22 protein-coding genes and 5 tRNA genes are annotated in these 17,922 nt (G+C 44.7%); 13 read left to right on the forward strand and 14 right to left on the reverse strand.

From position 1 onward, the window contains the following. The first annotated feature begins 24 nt into the window (after positions 1-24). Positions 25-2,634 (forward strand): leucine--tRNA ligase, encoded by a 2,610-nt coding sequence (leuS, locus tag NT141_01330; protein ID MCX6783702.1) that lies wholly within the window; start codon positions 25-27, stop codon positions 2,632-2,634. Continuing rightward, positions 2,624-3,313, forward strand: coding sequence for a ComEA family DNA-binding protein (locus tag NT141_01335; GenBank protein ID MCX6783703.1), 690 nt, complete (start codon positions 2,624-2,626; stop codon positions 3,311-3,313). The genes leuS and NT141_01335 overlap by 11 nt, the downstream gene beginning before the upstream one ends. Here NT141_01335 and NT141_01340 read toward each other — a convergent pair. Together NT141_01340 and NT141_01345 are read right to left on the reverse strand one after the other, a co-directional pair. Further along, on the reverse strand, positions 3,291-4,580 hold the full coding sequence (locus NT141_01340) for a ComEC/Rec2 family competence protein (GenBank protein ID MCX6783704.1): 1,290 nt from the start codon (positions 4,578-4,580) through the stop codon (positions 3,291-3,293). The genes NT141_01335 and NT141_01340 overlap by 23 nt on opposite strands. A 50-nt stretch (positions 4,581-4,630) precedes the next feature. Further along, entirely contained in the window at positions 4,631-5,491 is an 861-nt protein-coding gene (locus NT141_01345) for an MBL fold metallo-hydrolase (protein ID MCX6783705.1), read from the reverse strand. Positions 5,492-5,536: 45 nt separating this feature from the next. Between NT141_01345 and NT141_01350 the strand changes: the two genes are divergently transcribed. Together NT141_01350 and NT141_01355 are read left to right on the forward strand one after the other, a co-directional pair. Then, positions 5,537-6,148 (forward strand): nucleoside-diphosphate kinase, encoded by a 612-nt coding sequence (locus NT141_01350; protein MCX6783706.1) that lies wholly within the window; start codon positions 5,537-5,539, stop codon positions 6,146-6,148. Positions 6,149-6,193: 45 nt separating this feature from the next. Continuing rightward, positions 6,194-6,268: transfer RNA gene (locus tag NT141_01355), tRNA-Pro, on the forward strand. A 297-nt stretch (positions 6,269-6,565) separates the two neighbouring features. Here the strand turns inward: NT141_01355 and NT141_01360 are convergent. From NT141_01360 to NT141_01370, 3 genes are all read right to left on the reverse strand, one after another. Further along, a complete protein-coding gene (locus NT141_01360) occupies positions 6,566-7,396 on the reverse strand; it encodes a hypothetical protein (protein MCX6783707.1) in 831 nt (276 codons plus the stop codon). 159 nt (positions 7,397-7,555) lie between these two features. Then, positions 7,556-7,807 (reverse strand): hypothetical protein, encoded by a 252-nt coding sequence (locus NT141_01365; GenBank protein MCX6783708.1) that lies wholly within the window; start codon positions 7,805-7,807, stop codon positions 7,556-7,558. Positions 7,808-7,986: 179 nt separating this feature from the next. Further along, positions 7,987-8,748, reverse strand: coding sequence for an SIMPL domain-containing protein (locus tag NT141_01370; protein MCX6783709.1), 762 nt, complete (start codon positions 8,746-8,748; stop codon positions 7,987-7,989). 63 nt (positions 8,749-8,811) lie between these two features. On the opposite strand from NT141_01370, the gene NT141_01375 reads away from it, so the two are divergent. After that, positions 8,812-9,270, forward strand: coding sequence for a hypothetical protein (locus tag NT141_01375; protein MCX6783710.1), 459 nt, complete (start codon positions 8,812-8,814; stop codon positions 9,268-9,270). Between the two features lie 53 nt (positions 9,271-9,323). On the opposite strand, the gene NT141_01380 is transcribed toward NT141_01375, so the two are convergent. The 3 genes from NT141_01380 to NT141_01390 are packed head-to-tail and all read right to left on the reverse strand — an operon-like array spanning position 9,324 to position 10,426. Continuing rightward, positions 9,324-9,638: a hypothetical protein gene (locus tag NT141_01380; protein MCX6783711.1), complete on the reverse strand. Its 315-nt coding sequence runs from the start codon at positions 9,636-9,638 to the stop codon at positions 9,324-9,326. A 36-nt stretch (positions 9,639-9,674) separates the two neighbouring features. Next, positions 9,675-10,025: a hypothetical protein gene (locus NT141_01385; GenBank protein ID MCX6783712.1), complete on the reverse strand. Its 351-nt coding sequence runs from the start codon at positions 10,023-10,025 to the stop codon at positions 9,675-9,677. Positions 10,026-10,078: 53 nt separating this feature from the next. Beyond that, positions 10,079-10,426 carry a hypothetical protein gene (locus NT141_01390; protein MCX6783713.1) on the reverse strand — a complete coding sequence of 116 codons (348 nt, stop codon included), beginning with the start codon at positions 10,424-10,426 and terminating at the stop codon, positions 10,079-10,081. Between the two features lie 120 nt (positions 10,427-10,546). Between NT141_01390 and NT141_01395 the strand changes: the two genes are divergently transcribed. Beyond that, on the forward strand, positions 10,547-10,837 hold the full coding sequence (locus NT141_01395) for a hypothetical protein (protein MCX6783714.1): 291 nt from the start codon (positions 10,547-10,549) through the stop codon (positions 10,835-10,837). A 174-nt stretch (positions 10,838-11,011) separates the two neighbouring features. On the opposite strand, the gene NT141_01400 is transcribed toward NT141_01395, so the two are convergent. Then, a tRNA-Arg gene (locus NT141_01400) sits at positions 11,012-11,088 on the reverse strand. A gap of 142 nt (positions 11,089-11,230) precedes the next feature. On the opposite strand from NT141_01400, the gene NT141_01405 reads away from it, so the two are divergent. Beyond that, the gene (locus NT141_01405) at positions 11,231-11,542 is read left to right on the forward strand and encodes a BrnT family toxin (protein MCX6783715.1); all 312 of its coding nucleotides are present in this window, start codon (positions 11,231-11,233) and stop codon (positions 11,540-11,542) included. Next, entirely contained in the window at positions 11,511-11,780 is a 270-nt protein-coding gene (locus NT141_01410; protein MCX6783716.1) for a BrnA antitoxin family protein, read from the forward strand. The genes NT141_01405 and NT141_01410 overlap by 32 nt, the downstream gene beginning before the upstream one ends. A 447-nt stretch (positions 11,781-12,227) precedes the next feature. Here the strand turns inward: NT141_01410 and NT141_01415 are convergent. After that, positions 12,228-12,302: transfer RNA gene (locus NT141_01415), tRNA-Thr, on the reverse strand. A 422-nt stretch (positions 12,303-12,724) separates the two neighbouring features. Here NT141_01415 and NT141_01420 point away from each other — a divergent pair. The 4 genes from NT141_01420 (at position 12,725) to NT141_01435 (ending at position 14,426) form a co-directional block, all read left to right on the forward strand. Beyond that, positions 12,725-12,798: transfer RNA gene (locus NT141_01420), tRNA-Thr, on the forward strand. Positions 12,799-12,915: 117 nt separating this feature from the next. Then, a complete protein-coding gene (rpmG, locus tag NT141_01425; GenBank protein ID MCX6783717.1) occupies positions 12,916-13,089 on the forward strand; it encodes a 50S ribosomal protein L33 in 174 nt (57 codons plus the stop codon). A 97-nt stretch (positions 13,090-13,186) separates the two neighbouring features. Then, positions 13,187-13,687, forward strand: a complete 501-nt coding sequence (locus NT141_01430; GenBank protein ID MCX6783718.1) for a hypothetical protein — start codon at positions 13,187-13,189, stop codon at positions 13,685-13,687. 67 nt (positions 13,688-13,754) lie between these two features. Next, complete coding sequence (locus NT141_01435; GenBank protein MCX6783719.1) at positions 13,755-14,426, forward strand: hypothetical protein; 672 nt, start codon at positions 13,755-13,757, stop codon at positions 14,424-14,426. A 29-nt stretch (positions 14,427-14,455) separates the two neighbouring features. Here the strand turns inward: NT141_01435 and NT141_01440 are convergent, their stop codons facing one another. The 3 genes from NT141_01440 to NT141_01450 form a co-directional block, all read right to left on the reverse strand. Beyond that, the gene (locus tag NT141_01440; protein MCX6783720.1) at positions 14,456-15,484 is read right to left on the reverse strand and encodes a radical SAM protein; all 1,029 of its coding nucleotides are present in this window, start codon (positions 15,482-15,484) and stop codon (positions 14,456-14,458) included. A gap of 343 nt (positions 15,485-15,827) precedes the next feature. Continuing rightward, entirely contained in the window at positions 15,828-16,013 is a 186-nt protein-coding gene (locus NT141_01445) for a hypothetical protein (protein ID MCX6783721.1), read from the reverse strand. A gap of 1 nt (position 16,014) precedes the next feature. Next, complete coding sequence (locus NT141_01450) at positions 16,015-16,392, reverse strand: hypothetical protein (GenBank protein MCX6783722.1); 378 nt, start codon at positions 16,390-16,392, stop codon at positions 16,015-16,017. A gap of 146 nt (positions 16,393-16,538) precedes the next feature. Here NT141_01450 and NT141_01455 point away from each other — a divergent pair, with 146 nt between their 5' ends. Further along, positions 16,539-17,192 (forward strand): hypothetical protein, encoded by a 654-nt coding sequence (locus NT141_01455; GenBank protein ID MCX6783723.1) that lies wholly within the window; start codon positions 16,539-16,541, stop codon positions 17,190-17,192. Positions 17,193-17,386: 194 nt separating this feature from the next. Here the strand turns inward: NT141_01455 and NT141_01460 are convergent. Next, positions 17,387-17,460: transfer RNA gene (locus tag NT141_01460), tRNA-Trp, on the reverse strand. Positions 17,461-17,922 lie beyond the last annotated feature (462 nt).

Genomic DNA, 17,922 nt, shown 5'->3' on the forward strand with positions numbered 1-17,922 from the left:
AATTGATTATGTTATTATAATTTCATGTCCGATTATCGCCCAACAGAAATAGAACCGAAATGGCAAAAAATCTGGGAAGACTCTCATCTTTATCGTGCGATTGACTCTGATCCACGCTCCAAAGCCTACATTCTGTTTGAATTTCCTTATCCGTCTGGGGACCGTTTACATGTTGGTCACGCGCGCTCTTACTCCGCTTTAGACGCTCTGGCCCGCAAAAAGCGGATGCAGGGCTACAACGTGCTGCTACCAATGGGCTGGGATGCCTTTGGCCTGCCGGCCGAGAACTACGCCATAAAGACCCACACTATTCCTCAAAAAGTTGTCGCTGAAAACATCGAACACGCCCGCACTCAGGCGAAGAGTTGGGGGCTGTCCGTTGACTGGTCGCGAGAGATCAACACCACCGATCAGAATTACTACAAGTGGACCCAGTGGATTTTTGTAAAAATGTTCGAACGAGGACTCGCTTATTCGGCGGATCTACCGATAAATTGGTGCCCCAGCTGTAAAATTGGTTTAGCCAATGAAGAAGTGGTCGATGCCAAATGTGAGCGTTGTGGTACTGTCACAGAGCGACGAAATGTTACACAATGGGTTCTTCGTATCACAGACTATGCTGATAGGTTAATCGATGACTTAGAAACAGTCGACTACTTGCCAAAAATAAAAGCCCAGCAGATTAATTGGATTGGAAGGAGTACAGGAACAAACGTCCGATTCTCCACCCGTCATTCCGGGCTTGACCCGGAATCCAGTAACTCCGTCCGATCGAAATCGAATTTACTAGATTCCGGCTCCGGGGCCGGAATGACGGGTTTTATTGAGGTCTTCACGACCCGTGTCGACACCATTTACGGTGTTACTGCCATCGTCGTCGCCCCGGAACATCCATTAATTAATAAATTAATCGAATCTTCGGGAGACCTCTTTCTCGATTCTGTAGGGACGGGGCATGCCCCGTCCTCAACCGATGACGATATAATTAACGAGGTGCGTCATTACGTAGAATCTGCCAAACGCAAATCGGAACTTGACCGCACCGATCTTTCCAAAGAGAAAACCGGCGTTTTTACCGGTCTCTATGTGAAACATCCTTTGACCGGTGAAAAGTTGCCGGTCTGGGTAGGGGACTACGTCATCGGTAGTTACGGCGGCGGGGCGGTTATGGTGGTGCCGGCGCATGATGCTCGGGACTACGAGTTTGCTGTTAAATACAACCTACCAATAAAAACCGTCATACAAAACGTAGGGGCGGGATTCATCCCGCCCTCGGACGATCCAATCGAGGGTCGCATAAATGCGACCCCTACGTTGGTATTTTCCGATTATGGTGTCCTGGTAGACTCTGGTTCTTACACAGGTCTCACCTCCGAAGCGGCGATGACCCAAATCACTGCCGACCTGGCCACGAAAGGCCTAGGATCGTCCGCTAAACATTACCATTTACGAGATTGGATCTTCTCCCGTCAACACTACTGGGGCGAACCGATTCCTTTAATTCACTGTCCTAAATGTGGCGTTGTGGCCGTTCCAGTTGACCAGCTCCCGGTCAAATTACCTGAAATAGAACACTACGAACCATCTAGTACCGGAGAGTCACCACTTGCCGCAATGACAGACTGGGTCAATGTACCTTGTCCTAAATGTGGGGAACCGGCCAAGAGAGATACCGATACTATGCCAAACTGGGCGGGGAGTAATTGGTATTTTGTGGCGTATGTGTTGGCTCAAAAAATCAACGCCCCTACGTTGGAATCGGGTGACATCTTTTCTGCAAATAAAGACCTTCTTAAATACTGGTTGCCAGTAGACACATATAACGGTGGCATGGAACACACCACTTTGCATCTTTTATACTCGCGCTTTGTTTATAAATTTTTGTTTGACTTAGGCGTTGTGCCCGGAGTAGAGCCTTACGCTAAGCGTCGTAGTCATGGAATGATTTTGGGTCCGGATGGCGGTAAGATGAGCAAGTCTCGCGGTAACGTTATTAACCCTGACGATATTGTTCGCAACTATGGGGCCGATACTCTGCGGATGTACGAGATGTTCATTGGGCCTTTTACCGAGGCCGTGGCCTGGAACCCTGCTGGGGTGGTGGGCGTCAATAAATTTCTGCACAGAATTTGGAAACTAATAATGACCTCTAAGGCTGACGATGACTCGAATACAGACTTTTTATTAAATAACTTAGTCCACAAGGTTTCCAGTGACCTTGACGAAAACTCCATGAAGTTTAATACGGCGGTCTCCTCCTTTATGTCGTTCATAAATGAAGTAGAGAAGACCGGCCTTAACGAGGAACAGAAAGAGACACTCTTAAGATTATTGGCACCGTTTGCACCACATATAACAGAGGAACTTTGGCATCAATTGGGGCATTCAGATAGTGTTCATTCGCAGCCGTGGCCGAAGTATTTAGAGGGGGTCAAATCCGGCGCCGCTGTTACCATCGTAGTCCAAGTTGCGGGAAAAGTGAGGGGAATGTTGACGGTTTCGGCGGCTGAAGCTGGCAACCAAGAGCTGGTAACTGCCAAGGCCTTCCAAATGCCGAAGGTACTGGATTATTTGAGTGGGGTCACGCCAGGAGTAGTGTTTGTACCTGGTAAAATAATTAACTTTGTTGTGTAAATCGTCGGTCGAGGACGACCCATGCCTCGTCCTCGATATGAATATGTCAGAATTTATCGAAAGTGGTTCATGGAGAAATTATTTAATAGCATCCTTAGTGGGCGGCGTCATAGTCGCCCTGGTCTTCGTTTTCATAATTAAACCTTCGTCCCCAGCGTCCACTGTGACTCAACCGACAACGTCGTCAACAGGGCTCCAGAAAGTGGCTGGTACTTCGTCGGCGACCTTGTTACCCAGTCCGGTCAGCGATCTAATCATCGACGTTTCCGGAGCCGTCAATCGGCCCGGCGTTTATAAATTGCCTACTGGTAGTCGACTTGGCGAAGCCGTTGATGCTGCTGGAGGTGTCAATGTAGGACAAGCGAATGCGGAATTAATCGAGAAGTCTATCAACTTAGCTCAAAAATTAACCGATGGCCAGAAAGTTTACGTGCCTTTTAAAAATGACACTACTATTATTGGGGCTGCCGCGGCTGGGTCGAGTGTGGCTGCGAACAGTGGCCCGATAGGTATTAATTCTGCTAGTAACGCAGAGTTGGACGTCTTACCCGGTGTTGGCCCTGCCACGGCCGCTAAAATTATCGCCGGCAGGCCGTATTCGTCAATTGAAGATTTAGTTACAAAGAAAGCAGTGGGGCAAAGTGTGTTTGATAATATTAAGGGTTTGATTTCCCTCTAATTAATAAAATTACTCCAACAATTAAATAATAAACCACTAAAAATTCCGATCCCCATTTAAAATCGACGGCGGCGTAGGGCACTTTAGCCAACATTGTCACTGTACTTACGTAAAAGCTAGCCGGAACCACTAAAATCGCCCCCAGCACTCGGCCTAAAAAGTTGCTAAATGGGCTGACGGCCGTCAACAAGGCTCCGCCGGCCATCAGGTAGGGAATTGTCCAGCCGACGGCGAGATTAGCGATGGGGGAGATCAAAGACAAACGCCCAAAGGTCGTTGCCAGGATTGGTATCACTAATATCTGAGCTGCTAAGGTGGTCCTCAATTCCTCGTAAATAGATGTATTACGAAGCCAACTAATAAACTTTGTAATTATTGATCGGGTCGAGGACGGGGGATGCTCCGTCGCTACAGCCGTTTGTTGGGAGGTCTCCTTCAGATTTGTAGGGACGACCCATGGGTCGTCCTCAACCGATTTAAGTTTCTTCGTGTTTGGTGTTTTCTTTGTAGAAAAAAGTAGTATTCCCAAAGTCGCTAGAAATGACAACTGAAACCCCACGTCTTCTACGTAAAGCGGGTTAATCAGAAGCATCACCAGGGCGGAGATGATTAAAAGTCGAATCGTGTCTTTTTCCCGACCAAAATATCTTCCAATGACGACTAGTCCACCCATAATGCCAGCTCTAATAGCGGGCGATTCGGCCCCGGTCAACATGACAAAGATAACAATGCCAAAGATTGTAATGTCTTTTAGAGCTTGATTAAAGTCCGCTGGCAAATTAGCTTTTTCGCCCCATAAAGCTCCGCCGACTAGTTCCGCTTCGGGGGAAGGGAGGTATTTGGCTAATTGATGGCTTAATGTTGCTCTTAGTGTCAAAAGTTTGGCTTGGAGTTGGGTTATAACGGATTGACGATTAACGATTGACGATTGACGATTTATCTTCGGAAAAGGCATCTCGAGTTTAGTATTTAGTGTGCCTTTGACTGTTAAAGTGTCACCGTAATTATAGACCGGCGGGTAACGGGCGATTATCGTTACTTGTCCTAATTTAAATCGTTGATACTGGCCCGTAACCTTGGGAATCTGTTGCAATGTCACCGTAATTTCGTAGGACATATCTTTTGTTGGTGGTACGAGCTTAATCGTTTGATAGCGCACGAAGATGGCTAGTGCCAATAAAGTGACGATCAGAATGTCTATTAAAGTCTCTTTTGACATAAATACATATTTAAAAATAAAACGAATAAACGTAGGGGCGGGATTCATCCCGCCCTCGATCGAGGGTCGCATAAATGCGACCCCTACGTTAACCATTTTTATTCCAAAACCCAATTCCCATCAATTCCCAGATCGACATTAACATCACCCACTTCATCCGTCCTCAAAACTTTCGTTCCCAAAATCGTCGCTTCTCCCAACACTTTAGGCGATGGTTGGCCGTAATTGTTTTTACCAACGCTGACTACTGCTAGTTGCGGTCGAATTTCTTCCCATAAAGTGGGGTCGAAATTATTAACTGATCCATGATGTGGTACTTTTAATATAGTGATTGATTCTTCCGGAATATTTTTGAGGTTTTGAATAGTCGCGTCTCCGGTCAGCAAAACACGCGCTTGACCGAACTCCAGCTCCGTAACGACCGAGTCGCTGTTCGTGTCGTTATCATTAAGGTTTTGGGTTCGGGGCGGATTGAGCACAGTGATGCCAAGCGTACCGATTTCGTACCGATCATTTTGGTAGATTGAGGTGACGTGGGCGTTGAGAGCATTAAATTGTTGGCAATTAAAAAGAGTGCAGTTAGTAGTATTGGCGAAAACTTGGTTGACTTGACAGCGCTTTAGGGCTTCTAGTAGTCCCGCTTCATGGTCAGAATCGGGATGGGTTAAAATTATCGCTTCTAATTTGCATTCGCCGAATAGGAAAAACGGTGACAAACGGCTCATTAGCACTTTTCCATCCGGTCCGCCATCAACTAGAATAAGTTTGTTCTCCGGGGTCTGTATCAAAGTGGCGTCCCCTTGTCCGACGTCAAGGAAGTGGATTTTTAGCCCGCCTTCGCTTTGTTTCGGTGAGGTCACGGAGGTCAAAAAAGGAGCAGGGGAGCGGTAGATTTTTACGGCGTAGAATAAGGCTATTAACAAAGCAGCAACGATGATTTTATACAAATTTCTTCTCACTTTTTAATCGTACCATTATTATAAAACATAGTGTATAATTTAGAAATGTTGCAAGCCGAACGCACTTTTATCGCCATTAAATCAGAATCAATTCAAAGGGGACTAATTGGCGATTTTGTCACCCGCTTTGAAAGGCGTGGGATGAAGCTGGTGGCCTGTAAAATGGTCGTGCCAACTCGCGAACTTATGGAGTCTCATTATAAAAAAACTGATGAATGGTTCCTTAAGGTGGGCACTAATAAAACTAAGTATTTACAGGAGCACGGTGTAAATGTCGCAGAAAGTCCTATCGATATTGGCAAAGGGGTGCAACAAGCGCTAGTTAATTCCTTTATTGGTAAACCTGTTTTAGCGATGATCTGGGAAGGCGCTAACGCCGTTGCACTAGGCCGGAAAACAGTCGGTTCGACGGACCCAATGTCTGCAGATATTGGTTCCATTCGTGGTGACTTTACGATCGAATCTCAAGGTTTGGCTGAATCCAGCGACAGAGCTATTCGGACGCTAATCCACGCTTCAGGTTCGGTTGACGAGGGCAAAGATGAGATCGCAATGTGGTTTACGCCTGCCGAGATTATTGATTACCCTTTAGTACTAGAAGAAGTCCTTTACGGCGACAACTGGGGCCATTGCGCCAACTACCAAGATAAAGTGTAGTTTCCTAGTAAAAATTCCTTGTGGTATCATTATAAATTGAGTTAGCGGGGTGTGGCGCAGCGGTAGCGCGCTCGGTTCGGGACCGAGAGGCCCTGGGTTCAAATCCCAGCACCCCGACCACTCTTTTTAAATCAATTCCCAAAATATTCCTCTAAATTCCTCTTAGGCTTAGCGGACAAAATTTGTCGATCGGCAAGAAATGTCACTGACAAATAGCAGCACGTGCAGTAAGTTGGGACGCTCGTTTCGCTCGCTACCAATTTTCTAGGCGAAAATTGTTAATCTATTAAAAATGACAAATCTTAGCGTATGCATAATTCTGTCAATTCGAAGATAGCTTGGAAAAGAGGAACGCCGCGAGTTTAAGTTGACAGTTGTCTTCTTATTCTCACGGCGCGCAGTGGTTACTGCAAGGTTCTAGTTAGAAACTTGAGATAACCATTGGTGGTATATTTTGTCGACTTGTCTGAAAACAATCACAGTAGTCGACCGCTCTAAAGAAACGTTGTGAACATCGTCCAGCAACGTAAACTTTAAAGCGTTTGATCCCAATATTCGCGGCACCATCACCCAGACCATTTCCAAATCGACTGGGCAACTATATTTGTCAGGATTGACGCCAATATGCAAACAATGTTGACCTGATCCGTCCGTTGCATAGGGCGACGACGTCCCCTCAAACGGTGAAGTAATTAGCAGATTCGCTCCACCACTGCTGGTAAAAGTCACCGTGAACGGTCGTTCATAGGCGACGTAAGTGGGCACGGTCGCACTAATGACAGGTCCACTCGGGGCGACGACGGTCGTGGTTACAAAGCTGCTTGCGACCAGCGAGTTCGTGTCGCCGTAGCTTTCAAACCCAAAGACGTGTGTCCCCAGCTCGGTGGCCGTTACTACCCAGCGATACTCGACGTGGCTCGTGCAGCCCCAAACGTCGAAGTTATAAAGCATGTCGGTGCATGTTACGTTTTGGTCGTTAACCGCAACAGGCGAAACCGTGCCTTCGAATGGCGGCGCCACCAAAGTCAAATTTCCGATGTCACTTCGAAAAATCATTGTGAATGGGACACCCAAAGTCACTGTTGACGGTAGGGTGACGTGAATGGTTGGGGCGGGAATTGTTTCACCTTTGGCTGGTTTAGTACTTGCCAAAAACATCCCGATAGCGATTGCGATACTGACAAATATCAATATAATCGCGATAGCGGCAGCGAATTGATCTATTTCCGAATTTTTATTCTTGATCACGATTTCTCTCCTTTGGAGAATATTTGGCCTCAAGGGGCCTGATTTGAACTGAGGGGATTGTAACAGAAAATAGACCTGTAGTCAACGAAGCAACCAGTCAAAAAATAACCGGAAGATCTCTTTTTAGTAAAGATCTTCCGGCGGATTAGCGGAATTTATTTAACGCACCAGGAAGGCGGGAATGTCGCGATGCACCTCATCAACAACAACATTTATCGTGCCTGTCTGTTGAGTCACAAAACGTTCAGTGCCGACCAACTGCCTGGCGTCGTGACTAGTTTCTACCACATCAGGAACACCACGAGGAACACGGATTTTCGTGCCGATCAACGGTAAATCCTGAAGACGAACGACGGCAGTATTGGCGCAACAACCTAATTGCAATGCGACGACGACTTTACGCGTACTCATTATTAGTCTCTCCTTTGAAATTTATAACGAATCCTTTTAGGATACGGGGATTCTATACTTCAATTTTGAGGATGTAAAGAGCAAGCTTTGTCATTCCGGGACAAGACCTGGAATCCAGTAACGGATCCGTTCGCATTTCTGGATTCTGAATCAAGTTCAGAATGACGAGTGCTGTGGGTTTATTGCTTCTCGAAATACAGCGTCACCGTTGACGACACTTCCTGCGTCCCGACCTCAATCTGCGGCGCTGTCGCCTTAGCGTCCAGAGTGCTCACGCCCGCGCCATACATCATGGGGTAGGGAACTGGTGTTGAATTTGACTCGACAATGTTCGTCACTTTCCCCAATTTCAATCCAAGTGAGGCCGCCAACTTCTGAGCTTGAAGTTTAGCATTGCTAATGGCTTGATCACGGGCCGCGGCGCGATAAACATTCGGGTCACTAATTTCAAAACGGGCGCCGTTTACTTGATTGGCACCGGCCGTGGCGGCCTCAGCAATCACTGATGATACGCGGCTCAAGTCCTTGACTTTGATTGTAATGGCGGCGTTTCCGTTATAACCATCAATGCTGTTTTGACCGGTCGGAGAATAATTGTAGTTAGGAGTAATCGAGTAATTCGAAGTCGTGACGTCAGCCTTGGCGATCCCGAGCTTTTCGACCGCTGCCAAAATAGCATTGTTAACAGCGTCAATTTTACTTTGGACTTCGGCGACGGAGTTGCCAGCGTTAACTACGATTCCGGCGTCTACATAAGCCACATCCGGAACGGCTGTCACTTTACCGATCCCAACCACGGCCAGGTCAATGGGAGCTTGCAGGTTAGTAATGCTTAGCGGCAGACTCAACCTAAAACCACGGATTACAAATAAGCTTGCGACTACAACCAGCGCAGTCACTACAACGAAGACGATAGCAGTCAAAAGTTTCCTAATTTCCATATAACTTAAGTATATGTTGTTACCGCCAAAAATCAAATTTCTATAATTGACAAAACTTAGCACGTGCTAAGTTTTGTTAGAAAGGGCGACGGAGGGACTTGTCCTGAGTCGAACGGACTTGTCCTGAGCCGGGTCGAAGGATTGCACTTAACTCTAGGTTATGGTAAATTGCCACTAATCAATCGTCAGATTAACAAATTAGTAAGTTCAAAGAAGATTTTAAAGGAGAGAAAAATGACTGTTACAGCAACAACGAAATATCTTAGGCTAGTGATATTTTTGTTGAATGACCAAAAAAACAAACATGCAATCCCGGCATCTGAGCCGATTAAACTGGCACTTGAAAATGCGGAGGGTAAGTTCACATACATCGCCTGTGGTACCGGGAATTCAATTTTGAACCTGGTTCGGAACTCACGAGGCGCTACTGTTTTTCAATTTGGTAACGCAAGAGCATTTAGTGATTTGGTGCGCGCCTTGGGTTTAGTCTCGGATACCGACCGCACATCTTATCCTAATTAACAAAAAGGCACCCGCGATTTATAAAATCTTTGGGTGCCTTTATCTTTTAGAAATTAATCGATTTCGAATTGATCTGTCCAGTCGACAACGTTGACCCAAAGCCTTTCAGGAAAGTCCTTTCCAGTTTTGGCTATGACGGTTACTTTAAAAACCTCGTTGCAACAACCAACTCCATTGATAGTAGCGTTAATAATTCTGGCTGTCGTTCCTGGATCAGTTTTAATGTGACCTTCATCGCTGAGTTTTACAAGCGTAAAAGCTCCGCAACTGCAACCGCGCTTTAGGGTTATTACTGCCGTAACATTTTGTTTGCTGTGAGCCCCTTTAAGCGATTTCACTACTGCTTCGTTGGCAAGAATAGCGGTCATTTTGCTCTCCTTTGAAACTACGATTTTATGTCTTTACTATACCAGCTCTGCGTCTGCTTCGATTGGTTGGTTAATCTCCAGGTTTACGGCAGAGTTAAGAACATCGTTTAACAACCTTTGATCGAGTTTGCCAACTGTGCTGCCAAGTATCGTGAATCGAACTGGCGTGTTGCTCCGCACACCTCCGTTTTTTATAATGCGCTTCAGTTTCTTTAGGAAAGCTTGGCCAATTTGTACTTGTTCAAGAGCTTTCAGTTTAAGCAAACTTTGAGCCCCAATAACCGTATTGACGATTAGCTCTAGCTTAATTTGCAGGCTATCGCTCATGCCTAAATTACTTAGGTGTCTGGCGAGCATTGCCGCACTTACGTATTCCCAATTGTCCATTTTTTTTGTCTCCCGCGAATCTCCAATTTAGACCCATATTATACACCTATCAGTTATGAATTGTTCGGGAAGAAGACGTCTACGGCAACCACTTCGATAATACTACTTAGATCGCGGCTAATGACTTCCCACATTGCTAAGGAATATTCTGTTTGAGTAGTCGACACGATCAGAGTTAGTGACTGTTTGGTTTGATAAGCTCCGTAGTTAGCGTAGATTGCAATTTGACCCCAGGTTTCTGGGTCGGCGGATACAAAGTTACCAGCAGCTTTTAGCTCTAGCAGTTTCTTGGCCCCAACTTTGTTGTAGGGAACGAAGCTAACATGCAGCTTCCAGAACTTATGCTTTCCAAATTCTCGCAACTCGTCTACCAGATTTTCCGGTTTTATTTGTCTATACATTTTACCTCTCCTTCAATATTCGATTCGTGTTGCGAGCATTATACTCTTTAGGTTAGATTTGGTTAAACTTGGTGCCAGGGTTTATAATAGGCCTACACATTAGCTTACAGAGGAGAGATCATGACTAGTAATTGTGACGGTCACACTTTGTGGCAAGGATTAGGTATAGCCACTAGTGAGTTTCAAAACCCCGATAAACAGCTACAGTCTTGGCTAACTACTTACCGGGGAAATTTATCCAATAGTATCGTAACGCCATCTATGTTGGACAAATTGATGAAGATTGTCCCTCGGCTTAGCGTTGCGATATCTCCAGAGTCTCACGATACTGCCGACTTAGTAAGTTTAAGTTTAGTTTTATACGCGCACTCGAAGGTTTTTGGGAGTATGGCTGGTCCTGCTGACGATTAAAGAGTGCTAAGAATAGCCCTCTCCTGTTTTACATAAAATAGGGGAGGGTTTTTTCATTTATCAATTAGCATTTACCATTTGTCATTTCCGTTTTTAATTTTTGGCTGTGCCAACCCGAAGGGACCCCTTTGGGGCGTTAGATCTTTTCCTTGAGGTTGGAACTGCTAAAAATTATGGTGTCCACGGCAGGAGTCGAACCTGCGACCTGCTCGTTAGGAGTGAGCTGCTCTATCCGTCTGAGCTACGTGGACATAATTTTTTCTGTTGAGCATTATGGTCGCTCCAAAGCGACCGCTGGCGTTAGCCAAACAGCGGCTCGATCCAGTAAGATTTTAACATGTTTAACCTCTTGACAATTCTGGAAAATATTGTATATTATCATCATATACAAATATGGAAGGACTGCCAGCAATTGAGGATTTTCAATGGGACCTCGGAAATGCCGATAAGAATTGGCAGACTCACAAAGTTAGCAATAAAGAGTGCGAGGAGATCTTCTTCAACGAGCCTTTGCTATTTTTTGAGGACTTTAGCCATTCTAAAAAGGAGGACCGTATCATTGCTTGTGGAATTACAAAAAATGGTCGGAAGCTTACAGTAATATTCACTGCGCGTAATGGCTTTACTAGAGTAATTTCTGCCCGGGATCAAAGTCGTAAGGAGCGACGCTTTTATGAAAAAACAAGTGATAAAGAAAATTCCTAAATTCAAAAACGAAGACGCGGAGCGTCTCTTTTGGGATACCCATGACACTACGGAGTATTTTGATTTCTCTAAGCCGATTTCGATTAGCTTCCCAAATCTAAAGCCGTCGACGGAAACGATTTCGCTGCGGCTTCCAAAGTGGCTTTTGGACAATATAAAGACCGCTGCCAATAAGCGTGACGTGCCTTATCAATCACTAATTAAGGTCTTGTTGGTCGAGTGTCTGGCATCTATTTGACAGGGGAGTGAAAGTGATTTAAAGTTATCTTAGTATGGTTTTTTACATCCATACACCTAAGCCCTAAGAGTCCTACTTCGCTCTTTTGAGCTACGTAGGATCCCACGAAGCTTTAGCGTAGTGGGAAAGGGCCTCGCTGTAAAGCGGGCAACAGGCACTTTTAAATCTAGCAGTTACAACGATTCTACTGTTTGTAATTTGTAGGGACTTTACTTTTCGACAGTCTTTTAGACTTTCGAAGGCCGTTCCATCCTGGAAATACCGGGGTCGATTCTGCTAGTAGTGTACTGATATTCTCTTAGGGGGTATTATTTTTAGACAATTTATCCGTGGCTAATTGGCCCTTCGATAAACTCAGGGCAGGGAGGAATCCCAAATGGTCAGAAATATCTTTAGGGCGCCTCAAAAGGGCGCCTTATTCATTGTTTACTTACGTACATTTTTACGTGGAGCCTGGACTGGGGATTGGACCCAGGACCTCATTCTTACCAAGAATGTGCTCTACCACTGAGCTATCCAGGCTAATTTTTCAAAACCAAGAATGTGTCCGCCAGCCGGCGGACTGTCCAGGCGTGGCTACCAATTTAGCAAGTTAGTGTCGAAAAATCCAGCAGCAAGTATCTAGAAAACAAAAAGCCCGACTTGCGTCGGGCCTTTTGCTTCCGTCGAAGTTCTTAGGAGAACTACCTTGTCAAATAGGTATCCTTATAATAGGACTTTTATGTATCGTTGTCAAGAACTTACTTTTCGCTCTGGAGCCGCCGGCGGGACTTGCACCTTCACCACTGATTTGACAATTTGAGTGAAACGAAAATTGGTAGCGAGCATTGCGAGCGTTTCAAAAAAGGTGTTCTACTAAATGACCTTCGGCGGCAAGTGGCTCCCAGAGCTACTTAAATTAGACACCTTTTAAATAGTGTCGTCAATGATTATACTGTCAGAATGCCGAAGTAGTTCAGTGGTAGAACAGTACTTTCGTAAAGTATCAACGTGGGTTCGATTCCCACCTCCGGCTCCATTAGAAACTCTTATGAACGAAGTGAGTTAGAGTTTCTTATGCCCTACGTAGCTTTAGCGAAGTAGGGCAAGGCCATCTCTTGCTTTAAAATTGCTAATTTGCTAACATCTCACTGTTATGGCTACTAAGTCACCGCGGGTTTTCTTGCATTTAGTTTGTGAGACCTGCAAAAATCAAAATTACACTACCAAAAAGAACAAAGTCGAAAACACCGAGAAGTTGGTGCTTCAGAAATATTGCTCGACTTGCCGCAAGCACACCAGTCACAAAGAAACCCAGAAGGTTAAATAAAACCTCGTCATTCCGGCCCCGGAGCCGGAATCCAGTAACTAGATTCCGGGTCAGGCCCGGAATGACAAGAGTGGTTAAATTGTTTTATACTTAACACATGACTCAACGCACCATCAATGATCTCTATCCCGTCCTTTTTGATCAGACAATCTCAGGCGACACTGTCATTTACCAAGTCGAACCGCGTTCGGACGGCCAAATTGGTCACGTCACCACTATTTTCCCGGTGATGCTAGGGCCAGAATTTCCTAAAACCATGGGGCATTATCACGTTCCGCCGCATAGCGAAACTTATACTATTAAAGAGGGCACCGGCCTCATCGTCATCCAGGCGGTCGACGTTACAGGTGCAGTCACTGACTTCCAAACGATTCCGGTCACAGCGGGCACGGTTTACACCGTCCCTGAAGGCTACGGACACTTGCTTGTCAATCTCGGCGCAAGTCCGCTAGTCGCCTGGGACAACTGGGACGAGGCCTGGGCGCAGCATGACTATGAAGATGTTATAAAACATCAGGGTTTTGCGAACTATATTTTGAAAGGTACTCCTGTTTTCACAATTACCCCCAATTCAAAATATTTAAAAATTAAAAATTAAAAATTTACTGCCATTTCGGTGTATAATCTCCTCAATTAGTTTTCACATCTTGATAAGGAGAGGTAAAATGACTACTCGATTTGACGCTTTTAAGTGGTACTCGTGGTACGTTTTAACAATACCGATTCTATGTTTTCAGGCGTTTTTATGTTTTGGGATGGGGCTGTGGACAGTTGTTGATTTTGGCCTTTCTTTAGTCGGGATGTTGCTCCTAACTTTGATGACTTCTCTTGTCCTGTCGTTAATGATTTTGGTGTTGGCCATTGGCAATGCTGGCATCGTTTCACGACTGCCTAAAGAAGAGTTGTCCCAAATGGTAATGCGGGATCTTGATCCAACTGGCGCGGTTAATGGTATAGAAGAGCACTGTTCTTATAATGTAATAACCTCGTCAGCTTGGTTTGCGCTGGGGATGTTGTCGTTAGGGCTCATGGCTGGGTTGTGGTTAGTTATAGTGGACAAGCAACCCATCTTCGGGATTTCTGATCGGCAAGTGTTGCAGCTGTCTTTACTACTAGGGTTAGTAGGTGGCTTACTACCGTTAGTTGTATCCGCCGGATACTTGTATTATCGCTGGTGGCCTGGGACTTTTTCGCGCTTGATCGTGGTAATGGGTTGCTGCGGTCGCTATTTTTTGCAGGATCCGTTTAGGACTGCCGTGATACTCCAAAATGCTAGAAAACACGCTTTTCGGGTTGAAACTGACATTAATAATTCCGACAAGTGGCGGCCTTTGTAGCGTTTCGACCCCCGTTTAAGTTTTTATACTTAGCGGGGGTCAATCATAGCCCCCAATTGACCGCAAGCCGCATAATCGCCTTCTCCAATTGATGATCGTAAGCTGCAATTAATTCCTTTTTCCTTTAGAATTTTTAAGAACGTCTGTGCAATTCGGTCCTCCGGCGCTTCGAACGTTATATCTTTGTTGCCGGCGTGAAATTTTATTAGATTAACATAGAAAAGGTGGGGGAGTGGTCGATTTTTGACGAGGGTGGCAAGGTCGCGAGCATGTTTGGCGTCGTCGTTGACGTCTTTTATCAAAACGTACTCCAGAAATATTTGACGGTGAGTGGCGGCGGCGTGCTCGTCAAGAGCCTTCATAACCTCATCCAGAGGGTAGGTGGTCGAAATTGGCATTAAACGTTGTCGCTCCGCTTCATACGGTGAGTGTAACGAAAAGGCCAGGTTAATTTGGGGTAGCAATTCCGCCATCCTTTTAATTCCGGGGACGATACCGACAGTTGATAAGCTAATCTTCCTCATCCCGAGGCCGAACTTAGTCGGGTCGGTCAACTCCAAAATCGTCGCGACGACCGCTTCCAGATTTAAAAGCGGTTCGCCCATGCCCATGAAGGTAATATTGCTAATTTTATAGCCCGTACTCTTAAAGTACAAAACTTGATCAATAATCTCATCGCTACTTAGACTACGGCCCAGTCCCATTCGGCCTGTCGAGCAAAAAGCGCACTTCATGGCGCAGCCCGATTGGCAGGAAACGCAAATAAAGTCTGGTCTGGCGACTGTCTCCAGTGGAAGGCCGTCACAAGTCTCAAAAAGCACTTTAGTAGAGTTAATACTTTTTATAGTTGTTATAGCTTTTATAGATGATATTGATCCTAATTTGTGTTCTAGTGTTTCCCGCAGGGTTTGCGGTAAACTTAGCATCTCCGAGTACCTTAGCACTCCCTTGCCGTAGAGTGCTTCGTTAATTTGGGTCAGCCTAAACTGCGGTTCACCCAATTCTTCCAGGATTTCTTTAATCTTTTCCTCACGATTTCCTATTCTATTCCCAATCACGAGAACATTATACAGATATTATTTTAATTCTTAACTGCAGACAAAACTAAGCACGTGCTGATTTTTGTCCAAAGTACAAAAACAAGAAACCCTCCGTGGCTGTAAAGCGGGGGAGGGTTTTTAAACGATGCGCTAATTTTAAACCGTTATTTCAGTAATCATCAGAGTTCCATTACAATCTCGTTCCCTAATAATCACTCTGTTCTCTACAAATTCAAAAGTACCGTGGGCACGTTTTAAATTTGTTAGAGTATTTTCGTCATTAAACCAGCCTTTAAACCGAAGCGTCTGGTAGTTAAAGCGAACGCTGATTTCACAGGTCCCATCTTTACAGTGTTCCTGACTAACAGGCTGCCGCGGCCACAGCTCCATAACTTGACTGCTGGGGGGTAACATCTATGTCATCAGGGGCATAAATGTAAACCACGGCCTGCTGCTTTTTATCAAAAAGATCTTCCAGTTTGGCGGCAATTCGACCCATTCTAGCTGGCGTCAAAACAATTGGTGCGCTCATTTTCTTCTCCTTCATTTTACGAAAAAGTGTAATGGATATTTACACCTTTTTTATTAGTAAACGTAATGTGAATGCAGTCAGTAGTGCTAATTACAGAAACAACCCCCATAATTAACGGCATTGGCCAAAGCTTTTCGTCACTGTCGAGCAACTCCAAATAAATTGCCAAACACGGCGCACGAGTATCTTTTTCGCGCACAATAGTAATATTTCTTAACTCGGTACTTTGTAGAAAACTAATCCTAGGCTTACCGTTACCCGATGTTTCTATCTTAATGACGCTTATCATGTGATTGCCAAAGACCTTTCGTAGCAATGGCAACCAGCTATCGACGTTTAACGGGTTTATTTCGGCTGGGAATGTAACTCCCATATTTTTATTTTTATCTAACATTTCTTCCTTCCTTTTAAATTTGATTACGAACTTTAGGCCTTATAGTAGCACTAAATGGTCGTCACCACAACTAAAAATATGCAGGTATTTAGTAATTGACAAAACTCAGCACGTGCTATAAATTGTCTGTAACATAAAACATGCATATGAGTTTGGAAATTAGTAATAAAAATAATCAAGATTACGTCAAAGAGCTGTCGCAAACTTTGTCGAATCAAGTGGCCGAAGAATTGCTAAGTAAAAAATACGCCGGCGTTAAAGAGGTTTTAGGTCTAGTGGGGGCTGGGGCTTTTTTAGCGGCGTCTCTTGTCGCTCCCAAGTTCTCTCGAGTTTTCAAATCTCTAATAAATGATCCTGATGCGCCAGAGCCGTGGCGGCGTTTTAATATTCCTTACCTCAAACGGACTCTGGTGCGTCTAGAAAAGCAAAAGTTGGTGACGATCCGAGAAGAAAAAGGAGTATCAGTCGTAGAAATTACTAATTCCGGGCGGCGAAAAATCCTCAAATTTGCTTTGGATGCTATCGAAATTAAAGTTCCCAGGTCGTGGGACCGGACGTGGCGCCTGGTTAGCTACGATATTCCCAGAGAACAGAGCGCCCTAAGAATGCAAATTATGGAGTATTTAAAAGTTTGGGGATTTTATCAAATTCAGGAGAGTCTATATTTGCATGCATATCCTTGCGAAAAAGAAGTGATATTTTTAAGAGAGTATTTAAAAGCGGGGGAGTATATTCAGATTTTCACCGTCACAAAAATAGAAAATGACCAGCCCTTCCGCGACTTTTTCGATATCTCTTAATTCTATAAATACCACATTTACATAGTTGAAAACCGTATTATATTTATAGACAAATAGCAGCACGTGCTAAATATTGTCAGGTTAGATTTTGGCAATAATAGAAAAGTGTTACGGAGACGTAAAATTTACTTCGTAAATTAACGTCTCACTGTTAAGCTCTAGCTTCATCGTGGCGATTCGACAAGATCTTAACGTGGCAGGCCTGCCAGGGCTCGAACCTGGAATAGTGCTTTTGGAGAGCACAGTGATACCATTTCACCACAGACCTAAAAACCTACATTATTGTACCATTTTAGTTATTGACGTGATGTTTTAGCAGTGGTATTTTGGGGGAGTCGATCGAATAGCGTTCACATTAGCGTCAGAAGAAAAGGAGACGAGTATGTTTGTGTTTCGGGTTTCGTCTGAATGTAATGTAGTTGTGCGCTCGGCGGAACTGCCACGTCTTGTTGATTGATCGCATCTCAACGGACTGGCCACGGAGTTACATCGTCATAATTTCCAGGGGGAATTTGATAATGTAGCTCCGTTTTTTTGACCCCACAAACCTCTAGTGTTATAATCAGCCCAGCTTTTCGAATCGAATTAGGGCGTAATAGTCAAAAAGCGTGGGTTTTTAGAGCGATTTGAAATAGAAATACCAGTGAGTGAAGTAAACACGACGAGATCTTTTTAGGCCATTATGGATTTTAAGTTTCTGTTTTAAGTGAGTAAATTCTGCCTCTAAACA

The sequence above is a fragment of the candidate division WWE3 bacterium genome (assembly GCA_026396615.1).
GTDB lineage: Bacteria > Patescibacteriota > WWE3 > JAPLWK01 > JAPLWK01 > JAPLWK01.